This window comes from Algoriphagus halophilus (assembly GCF_900129785.1).
GTDB classification, from domain to species: domain Bacteria; phylum Bacteroidota; class Bacteroidia; order Cytophagales; family Cyclobacteriaceae; genus Algoriphagus; species Algoriphagus halophilus.
This window is the reverse complement of record NZ_FSRC01000001.1, coordinates 2,492,636-2,510,497: the sequence shown is the minus strand read 5'-3', so window position 1 is coordinate 2,510,497 and position 17,862 is coordinate 2,492,636. Positions and strand designations below refer to the sequence as shown.

16 protein-coding genes and 1 tRNA gene are annotated in these 17,862 nt (G+C 39.4%); 13 read left to right on the top strand and 4 right to left on the bottom strand.

The window, feature by feature from the left end; translation table 11 throughout:
- Nucleotides 1-125: 125 nt before the first annotated feature.
- From BUR11_RS10540 to BUR11_RS10495, 10 genes are all read left to right on the top strand, one after another.
- On the top strand, nt 126-551 hold the full coding sequence (locus BUR11_RS10540) for an RrF2 family transcriptional regulator (RefSeq protein ID WP_074224772.1): 426 nt from the start codon (nt 126-128) through the stop codon (nt 549-551).
- Nucleotides 552-602: 51 nt separating this feature from the next.
- Complete coding sequence (gene ric / locus BUR11_RS10535) at nt 603-1,328, top strand: iron-sulfur cluster repair di-iron protein (RefSeq protein ID WP_074224771.1); 726 nt, start codon at nt 603-605, stop codon at nt 1,326-1,328.
- Nucleotides 1,329-1,343: 15 nt separating this feature from the next.
- Complete coding sequence (locus BUR11_RS10530; protein WP_074224770.1) at nt 1,344-1,823, top strand: c-type cytochrome; 480 nt, start codon at nt 1,344-1,346, stop codon at nt 1,821-1,823.
- 50 nt (nt 1,824-1,873) lie between these two features.
- Nucleotides 1,874-3,832 carry a Sec-dependent nitrous-oxide reductase gene (nosZ, locus tag BUR11_RS10525; protein ID WP_074224769.1) on the top strand — a complete coding sequence of 653 codons (1,959 nt, stop codon included), beginning with the start codon at nt 1,874-1,876 and terminating at the stop codon, nt 3,830-3,832.
- 136 nt (nt 3,833-3,968) lie between these two features.
- Nucleotides 3,969-5,006 (top strand): nitrous oxide reductase accessory protein NosL, encoded by a 1,038-nt coding sequence (locus BUR11_RS10520; RefSeq protein ID WP_084560926.1) that lies wholly within the window; start codon nt 3,969-3,971, stop codon nt 5,004-5,006.
- A 5-nt stretch (nt 5,007-5,011) separates the two neighbouring features.
- Entirely contained in the window at nt 5,012-6,247 is a 1,236-nt protein-coding gene (locus tag BUR11_RS10515) for a nitrous oxide reductase family maturation protein NosD (RefSeq protein WP_074224767.1), read from the top strand.
- Nucleotides 6,244-6,942, top strand: a complete 699-nt coding sequence (locus BUR11_RS10510; protein WP_074224766.1) for an ABC transporter ATP-binding protein — start codon at nt 6,244-6,246, stop codon at nt 6,940-6,942. Before BUR11_RS10515 ends, BUR11_RS10510 begins: the two co-directional genes overlap by 4 nt.
- A complete protein-coding gene (locus BUR11_RS10505; RefSeq protein WP_074224765.1) occupies nt 6,939-7,721 on the top strand; it encodes an ABC transporter permease in 783 nt (260 codons plus the stop codon). Before BUR11_RS10510 ends, BUR11_RS10505 begins: the two co-directional genes overlap by 4 nt.
- Before the next feature lie 18 nt (nt 7,722-7,739).
- Nucleotides 7,740-8,954, top strand: coding sequence for a hypothetical protein (locus tag BUR11_RS10500; protein ID WP_074224764.1), 1,215 nt, complete (start codon nt 7,740-7,742; stop codon nt 8,952-8,954).
- Entirely contained in the window at nt 8,932-10,029 is a 1,098-nt protein-coding gene (locus BUR11_RS10495) for a hypothetical protein (RefSeq protein ID WP_074224763.1), read from the top strand. Before BUR11_RS10500 ends, BUR11_RS10495 begins: the two co-directional genes overlap by 23 nt.
- A gap of 472 nt (nt 10,030-10,501) precedes the next feature.
- On the opposite strand, the gene BUR11_RS10490 is transcribed toward BUR11_RS10495, so the two are convergent.
- Nucleotides 10,502-10,590: transfer RNA gene (locus BUR11_RS10490), tRNA-Ser, on the bottom strand.
- A 262-nt stretch (nt 10,591-10,852) separates the two neighbouring features.
- Here BUR11_RS10490 and BUR11_RS10485 point away from each other — a divergent pair.
- Both BUR11_RS10485 and BUR11_RS10480 read left to right on the top strand, forming a co-directional pair.
- Nucleotides 10,853-11,107 carry a hypothetical protein gene (locus tag BUR11_RS10485; protein WP_074224762.1) on the top strand — a complete coding sequence of 85 codons (255 nt, stop codon included), beginning with the start codon at nt 10,853-10,855 and terminating at the stop codon, nt 11,105-11,107.
- 265 nt (nt 11,108-11,372) lie between these two features.
- Nucleotides 11,373-12,623: a PAS domain-containing protein gene (locus BUR11_RS10480; protein WP_143185914.1), complete on the top strand. Its 1,251-nt coding sequence runs from the start codon at nt 11,373-11,375 to the stop codon at nt 12,621-12,623.
- Here the strand turns inward: BUR11_RS10480 and BUR11_RS10475 are convergent.
- The gene (locus BUR11_RS10475; protein ID WP_074224760.1) at nt 12,620-14,146 is read right to left on the bottom strand and encodes a hypothetical protein; all 1,527 of its coding nucleotides are present in this window, start codon (nt 14,144-14,146) and stop codon (nt 12,620-12,622) included. The two genes, BUR11_RS10480 and BUR11_RS10475, sit on opposite strands and share 4 nt — an antisense overlap.
- Before the next feature lie 51 nt (nt 14,147-14,197).
- On the bottom strand, nt 14,198-15,409 hold the full coding sequence (locus BUR11_RS10470) for an S-adenosylmethionine:tRNA ribosyltransferase-isomerase (RefSeq protein ID WP_074224759.1): 1,212 nt from the start codon (nt 15,407-15,409) through the stop codon (nt 14,198-14,200).
- A gap of 72 nt (nt 15,410-15,481) precedes the next feature.
- On the opposite strand from BUR11_RS10470, the gene BUR11_RS10465 reads away from it, so the two are divergent.
- A complete protein-coding gene (locus BUR11_RS10465; RefSeq protein ID WP_074224758.1) occupies nt 15,482-16,564 on the top strand; it encodes an o-succinylbenzoate synthase in 1,083 nt (360 codons plus the stop codon).
- Here BUR11_RS10465 and BUR11_RS10460 read toward each other — a convergent pair.
- Nucleotides 16,561-17,628 carry a lactonase family protein gene (locus BUR11_RS10460; RefSeq protein ID WP_159439220.1) on the bottom strand — a complete coding sequence of 356 codons (1,068 nt, stop codon included), beginning with the start codon at nt 17,626-17,628 and terminating at the stop codon, nt 16,561-16,563. The two genes, BUR11_RS10465 and BUR11_RS10460, sit on opposite strands and share 4 nt — an antisense overlap.
- Between the last annotated feature and the right edge of the window lie 234 nt (nt 17,629-17,862).

The following is a 17,862-nucleotide window of genomic DNA, read 5'->3' as shown; positions in this document are numbered from 1 at the left end:
AGAAGGATCCTTTAATTACAAAAATCAATTCCAAAAGATAGTTAGAAATTAGTACAAAAATAATAAAGGATAAATTTGTCCGAAATAGATTTTCTGCATACATTTACTCAAAATATTAGCAAAATATGTTTTCGAAAGCCTGTGAATATGCCTTAAAGATTATGATTTACTTGTTTTCAGTGCAGAGTGAAGGAAACCTGGCTGGTTTGAAAGAAGTAGCAAAAGCCATAGACTCACCTGAGGCATTTACAGCAAAAATTTTGCAGGTACTCGTACGAGCTGGATTATTACAGTCACTGAGAGGACCAAGTGGGGGGTTCAGGGTTGTAGATCGACCTATCACTATGCTTGAAGTAGTCATCGCGATCGATGGAGATAGGATTGTTAAAAATTGTGTTTTAGGATTGGAGGAATGTAGTTCTTCCCACCCATGCCCAGCTCATGATAAATTCATGGCTATTCGAGATCATTTAAAAGGGGTTTTGACCACAACACAATTGAAAGAATTAAAGAGTGGGCTGATCGCCGGTAACAGGTTTTTGAAATTATAAAATAAAAAAAATTAAACTAATAAAAGATAAAAAGATCCTAAACTCCCTAATATGAAAAATCTAGCACAAACTAAAGTGGGGAAAATTGTGGCCTCCAATTTTAAAACTTCAACTGTTTTCACTTCACATCAAATTGATTTTTGCTGTGGGGGAGGGATTACGTTGGAGGAAGCTTGTAAAATCAAAAACCAAAATTTGGATGAAATTATTTCTGAATTGGAGGAAATATTCAAAACCAAAGACAGTCAAAACTGGCAATCATTTGAATTAGACCAATTGATGGATATGATCGTCCAAGTCCATCATCAATATGTAGAAGCCAGCATTCCTGTTCTCAGACTGTATTTGGAGAAACTCTGCCAAGTGCACGGAGAAAGACATCCTGAGTTATTTCAAATTAATGAATTATTCACTGATGGTTCGAACGCATTGACAATCCACATGAAAAAAGAAGAATTGGTATTGTTTCCTTATGTGAAAGCAATGATTCAGTCAAAGAAAGATGGATTCCCACTATCTAAACCGCATTTCAAAGATATATCAAACCCCATTGAAATGATGGAACATGAACATGCCGAAGAAGGGAAAAGATTCGAGAAAATAGCTGAGCTTACTAAAGGCTATAATTGCCCTCCAGATGGATGCCAGACCTTTAAGGTCACCTATGCCATATTACAAGAGTTCGAAGAGGATCTCCATAAGCATATTCATTTGGAAAATAATATCCTTTTTCCAAGGGCCCAAGAACTGTTTAATGAATTCAAATTTGATAATTAAATAATCACCTAAAAGATGAAAAGCACATTCAAAAATCTGTTTTTGGCCACTATTGGATCTCTTGTTTTTGCCTGCGGAGGAGAGAAAGAATCTCAATCATCCCAAGGCGGGGTACAAACTCAACAAGCGGCAAAGGCAGCTGTTGATCCTTATGAAAACTGGAAAGATTACCAGGGAGTGGGACCAGTAAAAGAATTCACATTACCCAATGAAATAGATGAAACCTTGGCCACAACAGGTCAAACCATTTTCGAATCTAAATGTACAGCCTGTCATAAAACCGATAAAAAATTTATTGGCCCATCACCCAAGGATATTTTAAACAGAAGAAATCCTGCCTGGATCATGAACATGATTTTGGTACCAGACAAAATGGTAGTGGAAGATCCTATCGCTAAAAAGCTCATTATGGACTTCAATGGTTCTCCTATGGCCAATCAAAGTCTAACAGAAGATGAGGCAAGGGCAGTTTTGGAGTATTTCAGGACATTATAAAAAATAAATAAGTAGGACAATCTCTACTTCTAAAACCCAAACAAAACACTATGAAAAAGCTATTTAACTTTTCTTTTGTCTGTGCCTTAGGCCTGGCAATGTTGGCCACATCCTGTGGTCAAGGTGAGAAAAAAGGTGGTGCTCTGAGTAGTAATATTGCAGAGCGAGTATATGTACCACCAGGAGAACATGATGAATTTTACGCCTTTGTCTCCGGAGGCTTCAGTGGACAACTTTCCGTATATGGGCTACCTTCTGGCAGACTTTTCAAAGTCATTCCGGTTTTTTCCCAAGATCCCGAAAAAGCTTATGGATACAATGAGGAAACTATACCTTTGCTGGAAACTTCCTTTGGATTTATTCCATGGGATGATGCTCACCACCCTGATTTGTCACAAACCAATGGGGAAATCGATGGGAGATGGTGTTTTATCAATGGAAACAATACACCCAGGATTGCTCGAATTAATCTATCTACTTTTGAAACCGAAGAGATTATTGAGCTACCCAACAGCGCAGGGAATCACAGCTCCTCATTCGTAACTGAAAACACAGAATATGTGGTAGCAGGAACGCGTTTTTCCGTGCCGGTGCCTCAGGAGGATATTTCCATCAGTGAATACAAAGGGAAATTCAAAGGAGCTATTTCTTTTATTAAAGTAGATGAGGAAACAGGTCATATGAAGATAGATTTTCAGGTGATGATGCCTGGGTTTAATTATGATTTGGCGCACCCTGGAAGAGGAAAATCCCATGGTTGGATGTTTTTTACCACTTACAACACCGAAGAAGCCAATACACTGCTAGAGGTGAATGCTTCTCAAAATGACAAAGATTTCATCGCTGCAATCAACTGGAAAAAGGCCCAGGAATTGATTGAATCCGGAGAGTTTGAGACTATGCCAGCATCCTATGCGCATAATGTATATGATGAATCTACACACATGGCTACTTCTACCATGGAAAAAGAAGTAAGGTTCATCGATCCATCCAAATATCCTGGTTTGGTGTATTTATTGCCAACACCTAAGTCCCCACACGGTTGCGATGTAGATCCGACTGGTGAGTTTATAATTGGAAGCGGTAAATTGTCAGCTTCTCTTACAGCACATTCATTTACTAAAATGATGGAGGCCATTGAAAATAATAAATTTGATGGTGAAGCATACGGTATTCCAATTTTAAACTATGACGATATAGTTGGTGGAGTAGTGGAACAGGCTGGTTTGGGGCCTTTGCACACTGAATTTGATGACAAAGGAAATGGTTATACGACTTTCTTTATTTCTTCTGAGGTGGTCAAATGGAAAGTGGGTACATGGGAGGTAATAGATAGACAACCAACCTATTACTCTGTGGGGCACTTGATGATACCGGGAGGGAACTCCAGGAAACCGTGGGGTAAATATGCTGTCGCAATGAATAAGATCACTAAAGACCGCTATTTACCGACTGGCCCTGAGCTTACTCAATCTGCCCAACTTTATGATATTTCAGGTGAAAAAATGGAATTACTTTTGGATTTTCCTACCATAGGTGAACCCCACTATGCTGCAGCTTGTCCTGCAGACCTGATCGCTCCAAATCAAACAAAAATCTTTAAACTCGAAGATAATCATCATCCTTATGCAGTGAAAACTGAAGGTGAAACTCGGGTAGAAAGAAATGGAAAAGAGGTTCATATCTATATGACTACTATCCGAAGCCACTTTGCACCGGACAATATTGAGGGAATCAAAGTAGGTGATAAGGTTTATTTCCATGTGACCAATCTGGAGCAGGATTATGATGTTCCACATGGTATATCCATGATTGGAGCCAATACATCTGAACTATTGATTATGCCTGGACAAACCGAAACCTTCACTTGGGAACCGAAAAGAGTAGGGGTTTGGCCCTTTTACTGTACTGATTTTTGTTCAGCTCTTCACCAAGAGATGCAGGGCTATGTCAGAGTATCTCCACAAAACTCAACAATTCCTTTGAGTTGGAGCCTAGATGGTGAATAAACACCCAAAAAAAGCTGTTTCAAAAGTTGAATTTATCACCACAGTCAGAATGAACACCTTTCCTTGTGAAAGGTGCTCACTCTGATTCTCCCAAAAGGCTAAGGAACAGCCTCAATCATTCCATAAAAAAATCAGAATGAAACGCTCTAAAATAATTATGCTCTTTGCGGCAATTCTAATGGGATCAGTATTTGTTTTTCCCTTGTGGAATATCACATTGGAAGCTCCTCAGTACCCTGAACCATTGGGAATGGATATCTACATCAACAAATTCCATGGAGTTAATGATAATGATATCAAAAACATCAACATCATGAATCATTACGTGGGGATGAAGGAAATCCCTGAAGTGATTCCTGAGTTTTCCATTTTCCCCTATGTAGTGGGAGGGATGGTGCTTTTAGGATTGATTTTAGCCTTGGTTGGTAAAAGAAACCTATACCTGGTCTGGTTTTGTTTGATGCTGATTTTTGGGGCAATCGGCATGTATGATTTTTATCAATGGGAATACGAATATGGCCACGAACTGGCAGATAAAGCTCCTATCAAATTCACGGATGAGGATGGAAATCCCATGTCTTACCAGCCTCCCTTGATAGGAGCGAAGACAATCTTGAATTTCCGGGCCATCTCTTTACCCAAAGTCGGAGCCTACCTGATGGGAGCTGCAATGGGATTGTCTCTACTAGCCTTTTTTATCGGGAAAAATAGGGGGACAGGAATAAATGCCGCTTTCCTGATGCTTCTTCCACTGAGTTTGACTTTGAATTCCTGTGATATCAAGCCTGAAGACATCCATTACGGAAAAGACTTCTGTCAATTTTGTCGGATGACAATTGTAGATCAACAGCATGCCGCCCAGCTGGTTACCCAAAAGGGAAGAGCCTATAAATACGATGCCATCGAATGCATGGTCAATGATCTTAAAGACTGGGAAAGGCCTGAAGTGGAACTTCTATTAGTGGCAGATTATGAGCAACCTGGAACGTTGATCGAAGCAAAAAAAGCTTCCTATTTGATCAGTGATCAGATTCCAAGCCCTATGGGCGCCAATCTCAGTGCTTTTTCCAGCACCAATTCTCGTGATAAAATATACCAAACTATGGGTGGATCTCAACTGGATTGGCACCAGCTTCAAACAGATACCAGGCTTAAAGCCAATAGTAATCCCTGAACTCCATGGTACACCGAATTTACTTCCTGATTCTCTTGATCTACCTGTTTTCAAATGCTCAGGCAAAGACTCTGAATGTCTGTGAGCAATGTCAATTCAAGGAGTTGATCACGGCAATCGAACAGGCCCAAAAAGGTGATACAGTTTTGGTAAAAGCGGGAATTTACCCATCCAAGGCTATTTCTATCACCAAATCCATTGTTTTGATAGGTGAAAAAGGAGCAATACTTGACGGAATGGCCGACAGCTATGTATTGAAGCTTTTGGCTGATAGCATTACTGTTTCTGGTTTTGATTTGAGAAATTCAGGAAGGAGCTATACCAAAGATTATGCTGCCATCTATACCTTTGGGATTGCTGATTTCCAGATTCTAAACAATCAAATCAGCGAATCATTCTTTGGGATTTTGATAGAGAAATCTAAAAATGGGTTGATTCAGGGGAATAAAGTGAAGGGAGTTGCTGTCCAGGAGGACCAATCGGGAAACGGCATCCACCTGTGGCATGCCCAACAAGTCCAAGTACTCAAAAATGAGGTTTCCGGTATGCGTGACGGGATTTATCTGGAGTTTGTGGATGAAAGCCGTATTGCTGAAAACTATACACATCAAAACGTCCGCTATGGATTGCACTTTATGTTTTCCAACCATGACGAGTACCTGGAAAATGTATTTCAAAATAATGGAGCAGGAGTAGCAGTCATGTTTTCCAAGTGGATAAGAATGGAAGCAAACCAATTTATTGACAACTGGGGCACAGCTTCCTATGGCCTTTTGCTGAAAGAAATTTATGATGGAGAGGTTCTGAACAATACATTTCAGGAAAACACCCTTGGAGTCTATGTCGATGGATCTACGAGAGTGAATTACATAGGCAATACATTCAAGCAAAATGGCTGGGCGATCAAGGTTTCCGGAGGATGCTATGCCAATAAATTTTCCCGAAATAATTTCCATGGTAACTCCTTTGACCTCTCCTACAACTCCAAAATGAACGACAATAGTTTTGATGGGAATTTCTGGGGATCCTATAGCGGATACGATCTGGATAAGGATGGAGTAGGGGACCAACCCTATAGACCCGTCAAGCTCTTTTCCTACATCGTCAATCAGACTCCGGAAACCATCGTTTTGCTCAGAAGTCTTTTCATAGATCTGATTAATTTCTCAGAGAAAGTTTCCCCTTCTTTTACTCCAGATGATTTGGTTGATCATTCACCCTCAATGAAACAATTTCAATGATAAGCGCCCAACATATAAAAAAAACTTTTGGAAAGCTCCAGGTATTGGATGATATCTCTCTGGAAATCCATCAGGCAGGAATCGTGGCCATACTTGGACCCAATGGATCTGGTAAAACGACTTTTCTTAAAATACTGCTTGGGATGGTGATTCCGGATGCGGGAGAGATGTATTATCAGAATCAGAATATTTCAAAAAGCCATTTATATAGGAAATTCATAGGTTATCTGCCCCAGATCGCCCGATTTCCGGATAATTTGACGGTTTCTGAAATCATAGGAATGATTGCTGATGTCAGAAATGAACCTTCGGATCCAGAAAGACTGGTTCAGCTTTTTGGGGTGGGAAAATTCCTGGACAAAAAGCTAGGCAACCTCTCTGGAGGTACCAGACAAAAGGTCAATATCGTCCTTACTTTTATGTTTGATACGCCCGTGATCGTGTTGGACGAACCAACAGCAGGCTTGGATCCTGTTGCCCTGATCAAGCTGAAAGAATTGATTTATCAGGAAAAAGCAAAAGGTAAAATCATACTAATAACTTCTCATATTATGAGTTTGGTAGAAGAGCTTGCCGATGAGGTGGTATTCCTCTTGGAAGGCAGTATTTATTTCCAGGGCACTATCACTGAATTAAAGTCAAAAACCGCAACTGAAGATTTAGAACATGCAATCGCGACAATTCTAGAGCCATGATCAAGATATTCAAGTATAGTTTCTCGGATTTGATCCGGAGTAGATGGAGTTTTATTTATTTGGGATTTTACCTGCTGCTAGGGATTGTTTTGTTGTTTCTCAACAATGATCTCTCTAAGGGAATTATCACCCTAATGAACGTCATTGTGGTCTTGACTCCGATGATCGGGACTATTTTTGGGGTGATGTATTTCTACAACTCCCGGGAATTCACCGAACTCCTTTTGGCCCAACCCATCAAAAGATCGAAGATTTTCTTGGGACAATTCCTCGGAATATCCATTTCCCTTGCTTTGAGCCTGATTATTGGTTTGGGGATTCCCTTCTTGGTCTATGGACTCTTCAAATCAAGAGAGATCCTCAATTTCATCTTTCTACTGATTTCTGGGACCTTTTTGACTTTTATTTTCGTAGCCTTGGCCATTTGCATAGCGCTTTTTAATTCCAATAAGATCAAAGGCTTTGGATATGCGATTTTGATGTGGCTCTTTTTCGCTGTGATTTACGATGGCTTGATTTTGCTAGCCATGATGGTTTTTAAGGACTATCCTCTGGACAATTTTGCCCTGATCGCCAGCTTCCTCAATCCAATCGACCTGTCCAGAATCATGATTCTACTCAAACTCGACATCTCTGCACTTTTGGGATATACCGGAGCATTATTCCAGCGCTTTTTTGGTACTGGGCTTGGATTGATTGCCTCTTGGACCATGCTTTTGATCTGGACGATTATCCCTCTTATTTTAATGATTCGAAAGGCCCGTAAAAAGAACTTCTAAACCTCAAAAATCAAAGATATGAACCTAAGCAGAGGCAACCAGATCGCAATTTTCAATTTGCTGATTGTTGGGATTATCGGGAGCCTTATGCGTTTTTATTTCGTTCATTCCATTCCGGGATTCAATTTTCAATTCGTCCTACATGGACATTCACATTTGGCATTTTTGGGTTGGGTTTTTATGGCACTTTATGTATTGTTGTCATATGCATATTTGCCTCCAGATAAGCTGAAATCAGGGAAATATCCATTGCTTTTTATGATTTTGCAGGGAGCAAATTTGGGAATGTTGGCTACCTTTCCCTGGACTGGGTATGCACTTTGGTCCATTATTTTTTCCACCATTCATGCACTTTGCACCATTTATTTTGCCTGGAATTTTATCAGGGCTGTCCAGTCCAATTTGCCCCAAACGCATCAGCTTTCTTTTCAATTTGTAAAATGGGCCCTGATCCTGATGACGGTTTCAAACCTAGCTCCCTTTGCGTTGGGACCGATTTCGGCGATTCATGGGAAAAATGACCTTTACCATTTGACCATTTATTTCTATTTGCATTTCCAATACAATGGTTGGTTCACATTTGCCTTGCTTGGACTGATCCTGTGGCTTTTGGAAAGGAGAGGAGTAACTACTGAAACCAAGGAAGTCAAGTGGGGTTTTAAACTAAAATTGGCGACCATATTTCCCGCCTATATTTTATCCACTTTGTGGACAGAGCCGGGATTTGAATGGAATTTCCTGGCTGGGATCGTTGCTTGGGGCCAAATAATTGGATTAGGTTATTTATTACTTTTTGTTTTGCGGCATTTAGGGGCACTGATCTCTTCGGATTCTTTTTTGAAAAAAATCCTTCTATGGTGCGGAATTCTGGCGCTTAGCCTTCAGCATGTGTTGATGTTTTTATCGGCGTTTCCATCCCTTGGCAAAATGGCATTTGCCAGGCCCATTGTCATCGCTTACCTGCATCTTGTTTTGATCGGATTTGTATCTATTTGGCTGTTTTTCCTTTTTCTGAAAATGAAATACACCCAAGAGTCAATTTCCTCTAAAACAGGCATCTTTTTGTTTCTGGGGGCTTTTTGGGGGACTGAATTGATGTTGGTTTTTCCTTTAATGGCCAGCCAATCAAACTTGGTACTCTTTATTTTGGCCCTAATTCAAGTGCTTGGAATTCTTTGTGTTCTATTCAATACCCAAAAGATAAAGTCCCATGAAAAAGCTATTGCTCAATAAAGCTCCTCTACTGCTCTTAGTCTTTGCCTGTCTGCTTTCAGGCATCCTGACTGGTTGGTTTCGATTGGGATTAGATCTTCCGGTTTCCAGAGTATTCCTGCACCATGGAGCCATGATGACGGGTAGCTTTTTGGGAACGGTCATTTTAATCGAACGCATAGTCACGTTCAAAAAGAAGTGGCTTTTTGCTTTGCCCATAATCAATGCTTCCAGCCTTTTATTTTTCTATCTTAATTGGAATCAAATAGCCTTTTCCTGCTTGATCATCGGTTCATTGGGCTTGGTTTTCGTCTTTTACCTGATTAATCTAAAGCAAACAGAACTGGGGTATCAAATGATGTGGGTCGGTTCGGCCATGTGGCTGGTTGGAAATGCTCATTTGCTGATTTTTCAAAAATATGCCAATTCTATTATTTGGTGGATGGGATTTTTGCTTTTGACGATTGTGGGAGAGAGGATGGAGCTAACACGTTTTCTTCCTTTGAGCCAGTTCAAAAAGAATATTCTCATGTTGTTTCTCCTTTTATTTGTTATTTCCTGTGTACTTCCTTTTCACTTGGGAGGACAACTACTGACCGGGATTTCCATGACAGGAATTGGCTTTTGGCTTTTGCTTTATGATATGGTGAGGAAATCTATCAAAAAGCCTGGGATTCATCGATTCTCAGCACTTACGTTGAGTTTTGCATATAGTTGGTTAGCTGTGGCTGGGATTTTTTTTCTCTTTAATCAATCAGGAAGTATCTCCTATGATGCACTGATACACAGCTTCTTTTTGGGGTTTGTGTTCTCTATGATTTTTGCTCATGCCCCGATTATCTTACCGGGAGTTTTGGGATTGGCTTCAAAACCCTATCATTCGGTATGGTACTTTTGGGTGGGGATTTTTCAGCTTTCCCTGGTTGTCCGAATTTTGGGGGATTTTCTTTCATTTTTAAGTTGGAAACAAGTTGGTGGATTTATCAATGGAGTAGTGATCCTGATTTTTATAGTAAATGTGGTGGGCTTATTAATGGTAAATGTAAGAAAGGAAAAAGCGATCAATTTTCATCACAAATTGATTCGAAAACCTTGAGGTGGCATGAAACCGAGTTTACCACATTCCCACACTATCCTAAAAATCTAAAACAGGATCTTGAGGTGTGGAAATATGGAAAACTCATCCGGCCTCCGTATACTTGAAGTCTTAGAAAATCTGTCCAACTATTGGGGGATGCTCAGGGCTCGTACTTCCCGTACCGTACGAAATGTACGAAACATTGAAATGTATTTAAACAGTGCTAAGGTGAATTACAATACTTAATGCAATCATCTCGTGAAATCGCTACTGAAGTAAAAAATAGAACCCTAACTACTTATTGATCAAGAAATTAGGGGTTTGTTTTGGCAGAGGGTGGGGGATTGGCTTCGCCTTTCCCTAGTTGGGGGAAAGATGCAAACCAAGCCTACTCACTTCTTCGTTTTGGTCTTTTTATTTCATAGCCACTCAAGCAAGCTTGGTAGCTAAAAACAAAAAGCCCTTCCGCTATGCGAAAAGGCTTGCTTTGCAGAGGGTGGGGGATTCGAACCCCCGGTACGGTTTGACCCGTACGACAGTTTAGCAAACTGCTGGTTTAAGCCACTCACCCAACCCTCTTTTTGACTTTAGGAGAACAAGAAATTACTTCAATAAACCTCCTTGTTTCCCTAAGGCGTTGCAAATATAAATCAATTGATAAGATTATAACAAGCTTCAGAGGCATAGAAATCATTTCTATTTTACTTTTTTGTTAAAATACTGGTAATCAAAAGAAATAATTTACATGTTCGTAATTCCATTTTTGGAAAAAATACCCAGTACTGGGTATTTCTATTGAATTTCGCTTTTATAAATTTGTGATCAATCCTCTTTTAAAACTATGTTAATACAAACGAGCAACGGAAATTTTTTGATTGAAAGAAACAGTTTGAAATCAGACTCTGTGAAAATCAAAACTAATTCAAAAGAAGAACTGCAACGTTTTTTTGGCTCAAATCAGATAATTTTTACTTCGAATCCAGATTATCCATACCACATTTTTGCTTGTAAGCAAGAATTTGCAAATGCACTGATTCTGATGGTAAAAGAGATAGAATACTCTGAATTTAATAGCCAAGAGCTTGTAAACAGATAAGCTCAAAAAAAAATGATTTTTTTTTAGAAATGCTTTTCAGGGATGAAAAGCATTTTTCATTTATTCACTTACTTTTTTTCAGTCGTATAAAAATTTTAATTCGAATAATGACTATTTATAGTATAAAATTCTTCAAAACCACCTTTTTTTAATTGATAATTTTTATCAATCTTTAAGTTCAAAGAATCAAGAAGTTATCACCTAGTACTTCTTTAATGCTGTGATTAGTGCTGAAAAAATAGAAAATCTTATTCCGGAGGTTTTAATGGATTCTAATCATTTTTTTCTCATCCTGATGGATGTGGAAGGAAATCTATTGGACTCTAATAAAATCTTTAAAGAGGCTGTTGAGGGAGTAGAAACTGCTTCCTTGTCTTCGTATTTGTCTGAAAGCTCCTGTAGAGATTTTGCAAATACCATGGATGAGTTATTGTCTTGTCCAAAAGAAAAGCAGCACTTATTATTAGAATTGAGAGGAGGTAGAAACAATCCGAAGGTTTGGATTGAGTTTTCAGTCATCACCAATCTTGACATGGACTTATTAGGTGTAGTTGGGATAGGGATAGATTTTCAGTTTCTAAAGCAGGAAATACCTTTGGATAATCTTAGTGATATCCTGGGTTTACCAAGTTTACTTTTAGACGAGAATTTCTGTGTAATTGAAGTCGAGGATGTTGTCAGAAATTGGCTTGGTATAGACTTGGATGAATTTTCTGATAAACGAATTTTTGATTCCGAGCTTGGTTTGGAAATAGTAACCAATACCTCCTGGAGGAGCTTGTCGTTGAGTCATGAGAGCTCCCAATTTCTACCTCTAAAAGATTCCAAACTAGGTCATGAATTCACGGGCTTAATGGTCCAACATAAAAAAGGGTATCAACTTTTTTTTCTTCCAAAAATGAAAGAACCATTTTCTCTTCAAACTTCAAAACCATTTAGTGAAACTCAGTTAACAGCAATTCCTGGTTCTGTTTGGGTGGTGGATTCGGATATGAATTTGATCCAGCAAAATAATGCGGGTAAAGTACTTTCAGAATCCTGGTCTGGCTCGAAATTCCAAGAGGGATCAAAGCTCCAATTCACTTCCGATTCCTCTAGATTTACTCAATTAAAGGAAAATGTAAGGAAATGCCTTTTAAAAGGAAGTTCCTCCGAAATAGAACTGAATCTCAAACTGAATGAGGATGAGTTTGGGTTTTGGAAAGTGAATGTAAAGCCTGTTTTGAATCCAAATGGAGATCGAGTTGCGGCCTTGATACAAGCGATAGACATTTCTGCTTGGGGAAATAAATTGGTAGAGATTCAGAATGAAAATAAAAAGCTGAAGGAGCTGGCATTAAAGCCTTCCCACGTGTTGCGCTCTCCATTGTCTTCCATGTTGGGGCTTTTGGATTTGATCGACCCTCATCAACTGGATATAGAAAATCAAAAATATTTTTCATACCTCAAGCCATTGGCGAAAGAGTTGGATGATGTCATCCGGACCAATGCCAAAAACATGAGTGTATTTGATTAATAAAGACCCTTTATGTTCATTTCGCTCAATTTGCCAGGGACATAAACGCCTCCAAAGTTAATTTCTTCTCCTGAGATAAAGACTTCATTCGTTGTCCTGAAAACGATGCCCTCTGTTTGGGATAGAATGGAAGGGCTTCCCAGATAAATCCTTCTTTTCTTTCCACTGAAAAACTCAGTAGTACTAAAATCAGAAAACAACCAGATAAAAGACTGGCTAGCAATTCCCTTGTTTTCATAGCCCAAAAGAGCAAAGACCTTTCCATCTGGACTGATATCTGCACCGGTTATTAGGCCTTGGGTATCAAATTCTTCTGTGGGAGAAACTTCTTGTGTGCTTATCTCATCTTTAATCACATAGTGCCTGGTTTTTCCATCCCCTCGATTTTTGGTAAATAGATGAAGTTGGTTGTTCAGGAAAAAGAAACTTTCACAATCAAAGTTATTGCTCTCCATAGGACCGGAAAAATTCACCTGATCGGCAAATGAAAATTCTATTTTTTCAGCCACTAAGGTATTGGAATGAAGGAGTTCATCTTTTGAGACTCTAAGAATACTTAAGTTTTTTCTACTTCCTAGGTTGTTCCCGAAATCTCCTATAAAAACATGTGACTCACTTTGGGCTAATTCCTCCCAATCCTCATTGAAGGCATTTTCAATAGTTATTTCCCGTATCAATTGTCCGTCTTCAGGGTTTAGCTCTTGGATTTTAGGGTCATTGTCTTCATCATTAATAGAAAATAATCTGCCATCAATGAGTGCCAGACCAGAACTTTCATTGAGAGAAGTTCCTAATTCAGCTTGAATCCAGGGTGATAGGTTGATAGGTTGATGATCCAAGTCCAGGTTGATTTTCTCCTGAACCAGATCAAAGTCCGTTTTTTGAAATGCATCCAAAACTTGTTCATGCTGTTTCTGAATGATTTTTGAAACGTGCTGAAAAGGCACTGATTGACTGATTACCTGAAAACTACTAGATGGGTTATTGGAAGACACCTCAACAGTTGTCTTTATTCCTGATTTGATATAAGAATAATATACTTCATTATTCTTATAGAATTGAAAGGAAGGATGAGAGGTAAACTGTGGTGCGGGTGAGTCAGGACTTTGTGAGAGGGTCAATAAACCATAATCGGTGTCTACGGGTAATCTCCATGATTGCTTTTCTTGATTGAGGTTTAGTTGCCCCTCAGCTTTTAAAGGTAAAAAATCCGAAAAATCTGGACTGACAGAAATCGAATGAAAAGTATAATTCCCCAATGGTAGTTCAATTGAAAAAGACTTTTCAATAGTGTTGGGGTTCAGCTCTAATTGAAAGGTTTGGTTGGTTTCATTGGTGAAGTTGACTATCATGGAATTAGTCAAAACATGTGTCCAATTTGTTCCATTATCGTTGGAAAGTGGGAAGTTTCCCAAATCTATTCCTGTAACCGTAAGTATTCCATTACCAGGCCTTGGTTTTTCATCTTCTTTACATGAAAACAAAAAAGAGAATGCCAAAAGGATAAAAAGAAACTTCTTCATTATTGAGCCCAAATGAGGGATTACTAAGTTGGATTAAAGCTAATTAAGAATTTAATCTATCCAAAGTAGACTGCTATCCCCGTAACTCAAGAATCTATAACCAGAATTTAATGCTTCCTCATAAATTTCTCTCCATCGATTACCAAGAATAGACGCTATTAAAAGAATCAAGGTAGATCCAGGTTGGTGGAAATTGGTAATCAACCCATTAACAACTTGAAATTGGTAACCTGGGAAGATGAAAATTTCCGTTGAACCCACTAAGGTATCCATTCCTTTGGCTTCCATATGACTTAAAATAGCTTGAAAGGAATCTTTGTAATGAGGGTGAACGGAGGATTCTGTATATGGATAAAGTTTAGGAATGTTGAATTCCTCTCCATCATTTCTCAATAGCTTCACACCGTACCAATACAGACTTTCCAAGGTTCTGACGGAGGTGGTGCCAACAGCCACCATCTTTCCCTCATGCTGGAGCAGATTTCTGATGGTGTCAATAGCTACGTGGATCTGTTCGCTATGCATGGGGTGTTCGGTGATATTTTTCGACTTGATGGGTTGAAAAGTCCCCGCACTGACATGCAATGTTACTTCCTCCGTTTTCACCCCTTTTTTTCGGAGTTTTTCTAAAACTTCATTTGTAAAGTGAAGTCCAGCGGTTGGGGCAGCCACTGCACCCTCTTTTTGGGAATAGACTGTTTGGTATCTATCACGATCTTCGGCTACTGGCTTTCGATTTAAATAGGGGGGTAATGGGACTTCTCCACTGGCTTCCACCACATCGACAAACGCAATCTGTTCTTGATCCCATGAAAACTCAACCTCTCTACGATCCCTATTGATTAATTTGGCAGAAAGGATTATTTCCTGATTTTGATAGATGATCCTTCCTTGAAGGATTTCTCCATCTTTCCATTTTTTTAAATTTCCGATCATGGTCTCCCAAATCACTGGATGCTTCGCAAGCATAATTTCAGGGATGACGGTAGTAGGAGCGATGGGTTGAAGTAGGAAAATTTCAATTCGTGCACCTGTTTCTCGTTGAAAAATAAGGCGTGCAGGAATGACTTTGGTATTGTTATAAACCAAAAGACTATCCTCCGGCAATAAATTGGGGATGTCCGAAAATCGCTGATGTGTAATTACCTGATTTTTGAAATGGAGGAGTTTGGAAGAATCCCTTTTTTCAAGCGGAAACCTAGCAATTCTCTCTTCTGGTAATGTATATTCGTATTCCTTTAAATCAATCTGGGGGATATTCATGTACTTTTTCCTAATTCGCTGGCAAATATAGCCCTTGTAAACAAAATTACCGATTGGCTTACTGATTAAACTATGCAGACTATTCCAACCATCCGATTTGAATTCATTAAAAGGAATCTAATTTTTCGATTCGATGCTGGAACCTCAAGAGGGGTTTTGAAAACGAAAGAAGTGTTTTGGATTAAGGCCTTTCGCGAAAGTGAACCCGACTTGATCGGATGGGGAGAAGCGGCTCCATTGGTGAAATTAAGTCCAGATGACAGGCCTGATTTTGAGCAGGTATTGGAAAAAACGCTCCGGGATTTGGAAAAGGAATCCTGGTCCATGGAGGAAGCCTCAATTTTGGAAAAGGTAGCCAATTTGATCCCATTTGAATTACCGAGTATTCGATTTGGAGTGGAAACAGCATTGTTGGATTTGTTGAATGGCGGTAATCAAAAGATTGTTTCGAATCCATTTTATGAGAAAGGGCTTCCAATTCCTATTAATGGGCTCATTTGGATGGGTAGTGCTGAATTCATGAAACAGCAAATTGATGAAAAGTTGGCCCAGGGGTTTCACTGCATCAAAATGAAAATCGGAGCCATTGATTTTGAAAAAGAGCTTGAGTTATTACACTATATCCGCAGCAATTATTCCGCTTCAGAAATCTCGTTGAGAGTGGATGCGAATGGAGCATTTGCACCCGAAGAAGCACTTTCTAAACTGGCTGCTTTACATCAATTGGATCTGCATAGCATCGAACAGCCGATTCGGTCCGGGCAGGGTGAAGAAATGAAGAAGCTATGCATGGCCTCTGAATTACCGATCGCTTTGGATGAGGAACTCATAGGAGTCAAGGATAAAGCCGGGTTATTGGATCAGATCAATCCTCCTTATATTATTTTGAAGCCAAGTTTATTGGGAGGTATCAAAGAAACCAGAGCTTGGATCAGCGAAGCCGAAAAACGTGGGATTGGCTGGTGGATGACTTCCGCTTTGGAAAGCAATATAGGCTTAAACTCCATTAGTCAGTTGACAAGTCAATATCAGCCATCCATTCCACAGGGGTTGGGTACCGGGAAGTTGTTTCACAATAATTTGAATTCTCCGCTAACTGTTCGTGAGGGGAATATTTATTACGAGGTCGAAGTTCCTTGGGAATTGCCCTCTTAATGAGGTAATTGAAACAAGTAAACTGGTTTATGGACTTTCACTTTCCAGTTTGTCAAGGCTAAAGTCCCATTTTCTTCATTTCTTTCGAATACCACAATATCATTGCTGGCCTGATGCGCGGCTAACAGGTATTTTCCATCGTGGGTCAGGTTAAAATTTCTCGGCATGAGTCCGCCGGAGCCAGTATTTTGAATTCTTGAGAATGTTCCATCTTGGGCTTTTTTAAATACGGAGATGGTGTTGGCATCCCCTCTGTTGGAAACATAGATGTTTTCACCATCTGGAGATAATTTCACTTCAGCAGCACCCACCGCTCCTTCAAAATTTTCATCCAATAAACTGAGCCGTTGTTTGGGAGTAAAGGTGTCATTGTTGAACCCGATTATTTCTAGCATTGCAGACATTTCTTGCACTAGGAAGAGGGTGTTGCCATCTTTTGAGAACACTAAATGCCTTGGACCATCTCCTGCGGAAAGACTCAATTCATTGACCAGAGACAAAGGCTCTTCATCCTCCGGGCTTACCTTGTAATTGTATAGTTTATTGGTTCCAAGGTCTGCCACCAATAGCCTGGACCCATCAGGGCTGAAAACGGTACTATGAACATGGGGGCCTTCCTGTCTATCCGGGTTTGTCCCTTTTCCATGATGCTGAATGGTTTGCTGATGGAGCAGCTTTCCTTCTGGGGTGATTTCATAGATACTTAGACTTCCTCCCGTATAATTACCTACAGTAAGGTGTTTTTCATTTGGGGATAAACCTAAATAGCAAGGGTGGTCACCGAAAGAAGGGACTTTATCCACAAGCTCCAATGAATCTGATGTCCTATTTAAGTTAAAACTGAGTACCTCTCCACCCTTTACTCCGGCAGATTCTTCCAAGGCAAATACAAAGTTTCCCTCTTTATTACCTAATACGAAAGATGGGTTTTGCACATCAGGTGCTAATAGGGTAACTTCAAGAATATCTTTACCTGGGTTGAATTTCAATAAGTTGATCCCTTGATCCGCAGCATCTGTATAGGTGCCTATCAGAAAAGTGTATATGTTTTCAGATTGATCCATAGGAGGTGTGGAAGGATTTTTACAAGAAAAACACAGAATAAATAAGAGGGTGAGACAAACAATCGATTTCATCTGGGAAAGATAGAAAAATATTCAATTGTTGATAATTGTTTGAAATGTTGAGAATTGATAATTTTCATGTAAAAAATTAAATGATTTGCCTTTTCTGTTATTGAATAGGTAAATAATTGGGTAAAACTTAGAATTTTATTTAATTTGGTAAGCTTATTAAAC

What these genes read in the sequence shown, in the direction of transcription:
- BUR11_RS10470 (WP_074224759.1), bottom strand. Translation starts at nt 15,409, where the DNA reads ATGAATATCCCCCAGATTGATTTAAAGGAATACGAATATACATTACCA.
- BUR11_RS10485 (WP_074224762.1), top strand. Translation starts at nt 10,853, where the DNA reads ATGTTAATACAAACGAGCAACGGAAATTTTTTGATTGAAAGAAACAGT.
- BUR11_RS10510 (WP_074224766.1), top strand. Translation starts at nt 6,244, where the DNA reads ATGATAAGCGCCCAACATATAAAAAAAACTTTTGGAAAGCTCCAGGTA.
- BUR11_RS10515 (WP_074224767.1), top strand. Translation starts at nt 5,012, where the DNA reads ATGGTACACCGAATTTACTTCCTGATTCTCTTGATCTACCTGTTTTCA.
- BUR11_RS10505 (WP_074224765.1), top strand. Translation starts at nt 6,939, where the DNA reads ATGATCAAGATATTCAAGTATAGTTTCTCGGATTTGATCCGGAGTAGA.
- BUR11_RS10530 (WP_074224770.1), top strand. Translation starts at nt 1,344, where the DNA reads ATGAAAAGCACATTCAAAAATCTGTTTTTGGCCACTATTGGATCTCTT.
- BUR11_RS10495 (WP_074224763.1), top strand. Translation starts at nt 8,932, where the DNA reads ATGAAAAAGCTATTGCTCAATAAAGCTCCTCTACTGCTCTTAGTCTTT.
- BUR11_RS10480 (WP_143185914.1), top strand. Translation starts at nt 11,373, where the DNA reads ATGGATTCTAATCATTTTTTTCTCATCCTGATGGATGTGGAAGGAAAT.
- BUR11_RS10460 (WP_159439220.1), bottom strand. Translation starts at nt 17,628, where the DNA reads ATGGATCAATCTGAAAACATATACACTTTTCTGATAGGCACCTATACA.
- nosZ (WP_074224769.1), top strand. Translation starts at nt 1,874, where the DNA reads ATGAAAAAGCTATTTAACTTTTCTTTTGTCTGTGCCTTAGGCCTGGCA.
- BUR11_RS10475 (WP_074224760.1), bottom strand. Translation starts at nt 14,146, where the DNA reads ATGAAGAAGTTTCTTTTTATCCTTTTGGCATTCTCTTTTTTGTTTTCA.
- BUR11_RS10500 (WP_074224764.1), top strand. Translation starts at nt 7,740, where the DNA reads ATGAACCTAAGCAGAGGCAACCAGATCGCAATTTTCAATTTGCTGATT.
- BUR11_RS10465 (WP_074224758.1), top strand. Translation starts at nt 15,482, where the DNA reads ATGCAGACTATTCCAACCATCCGATTTGAATTCATTAAAAGGAATCTA.
- ric (WP_074224771.1), top strand. Translation starts at nt 603, where the DNA reads ATGAAAAATCTAGCACAAACTAAAGTGGGGAAAATTGTGGCCTCCAAT.
- BUR11_RS10540 (WP_074224772.1), top strand. Translation starts at nt 126, where the DNA reads ATGTTTTCGAAAGCCTGTGAATATGCCTTAAAGATTATGATTTACTTG.
- BUR11_RS10520 (WP_084560926.1), top strand. Translation starts at nt 3,969, where the DNA reads ATGAAACGCTCTAAAATAATTATGCTCTTTGCGGCAATTCTAATGGGA.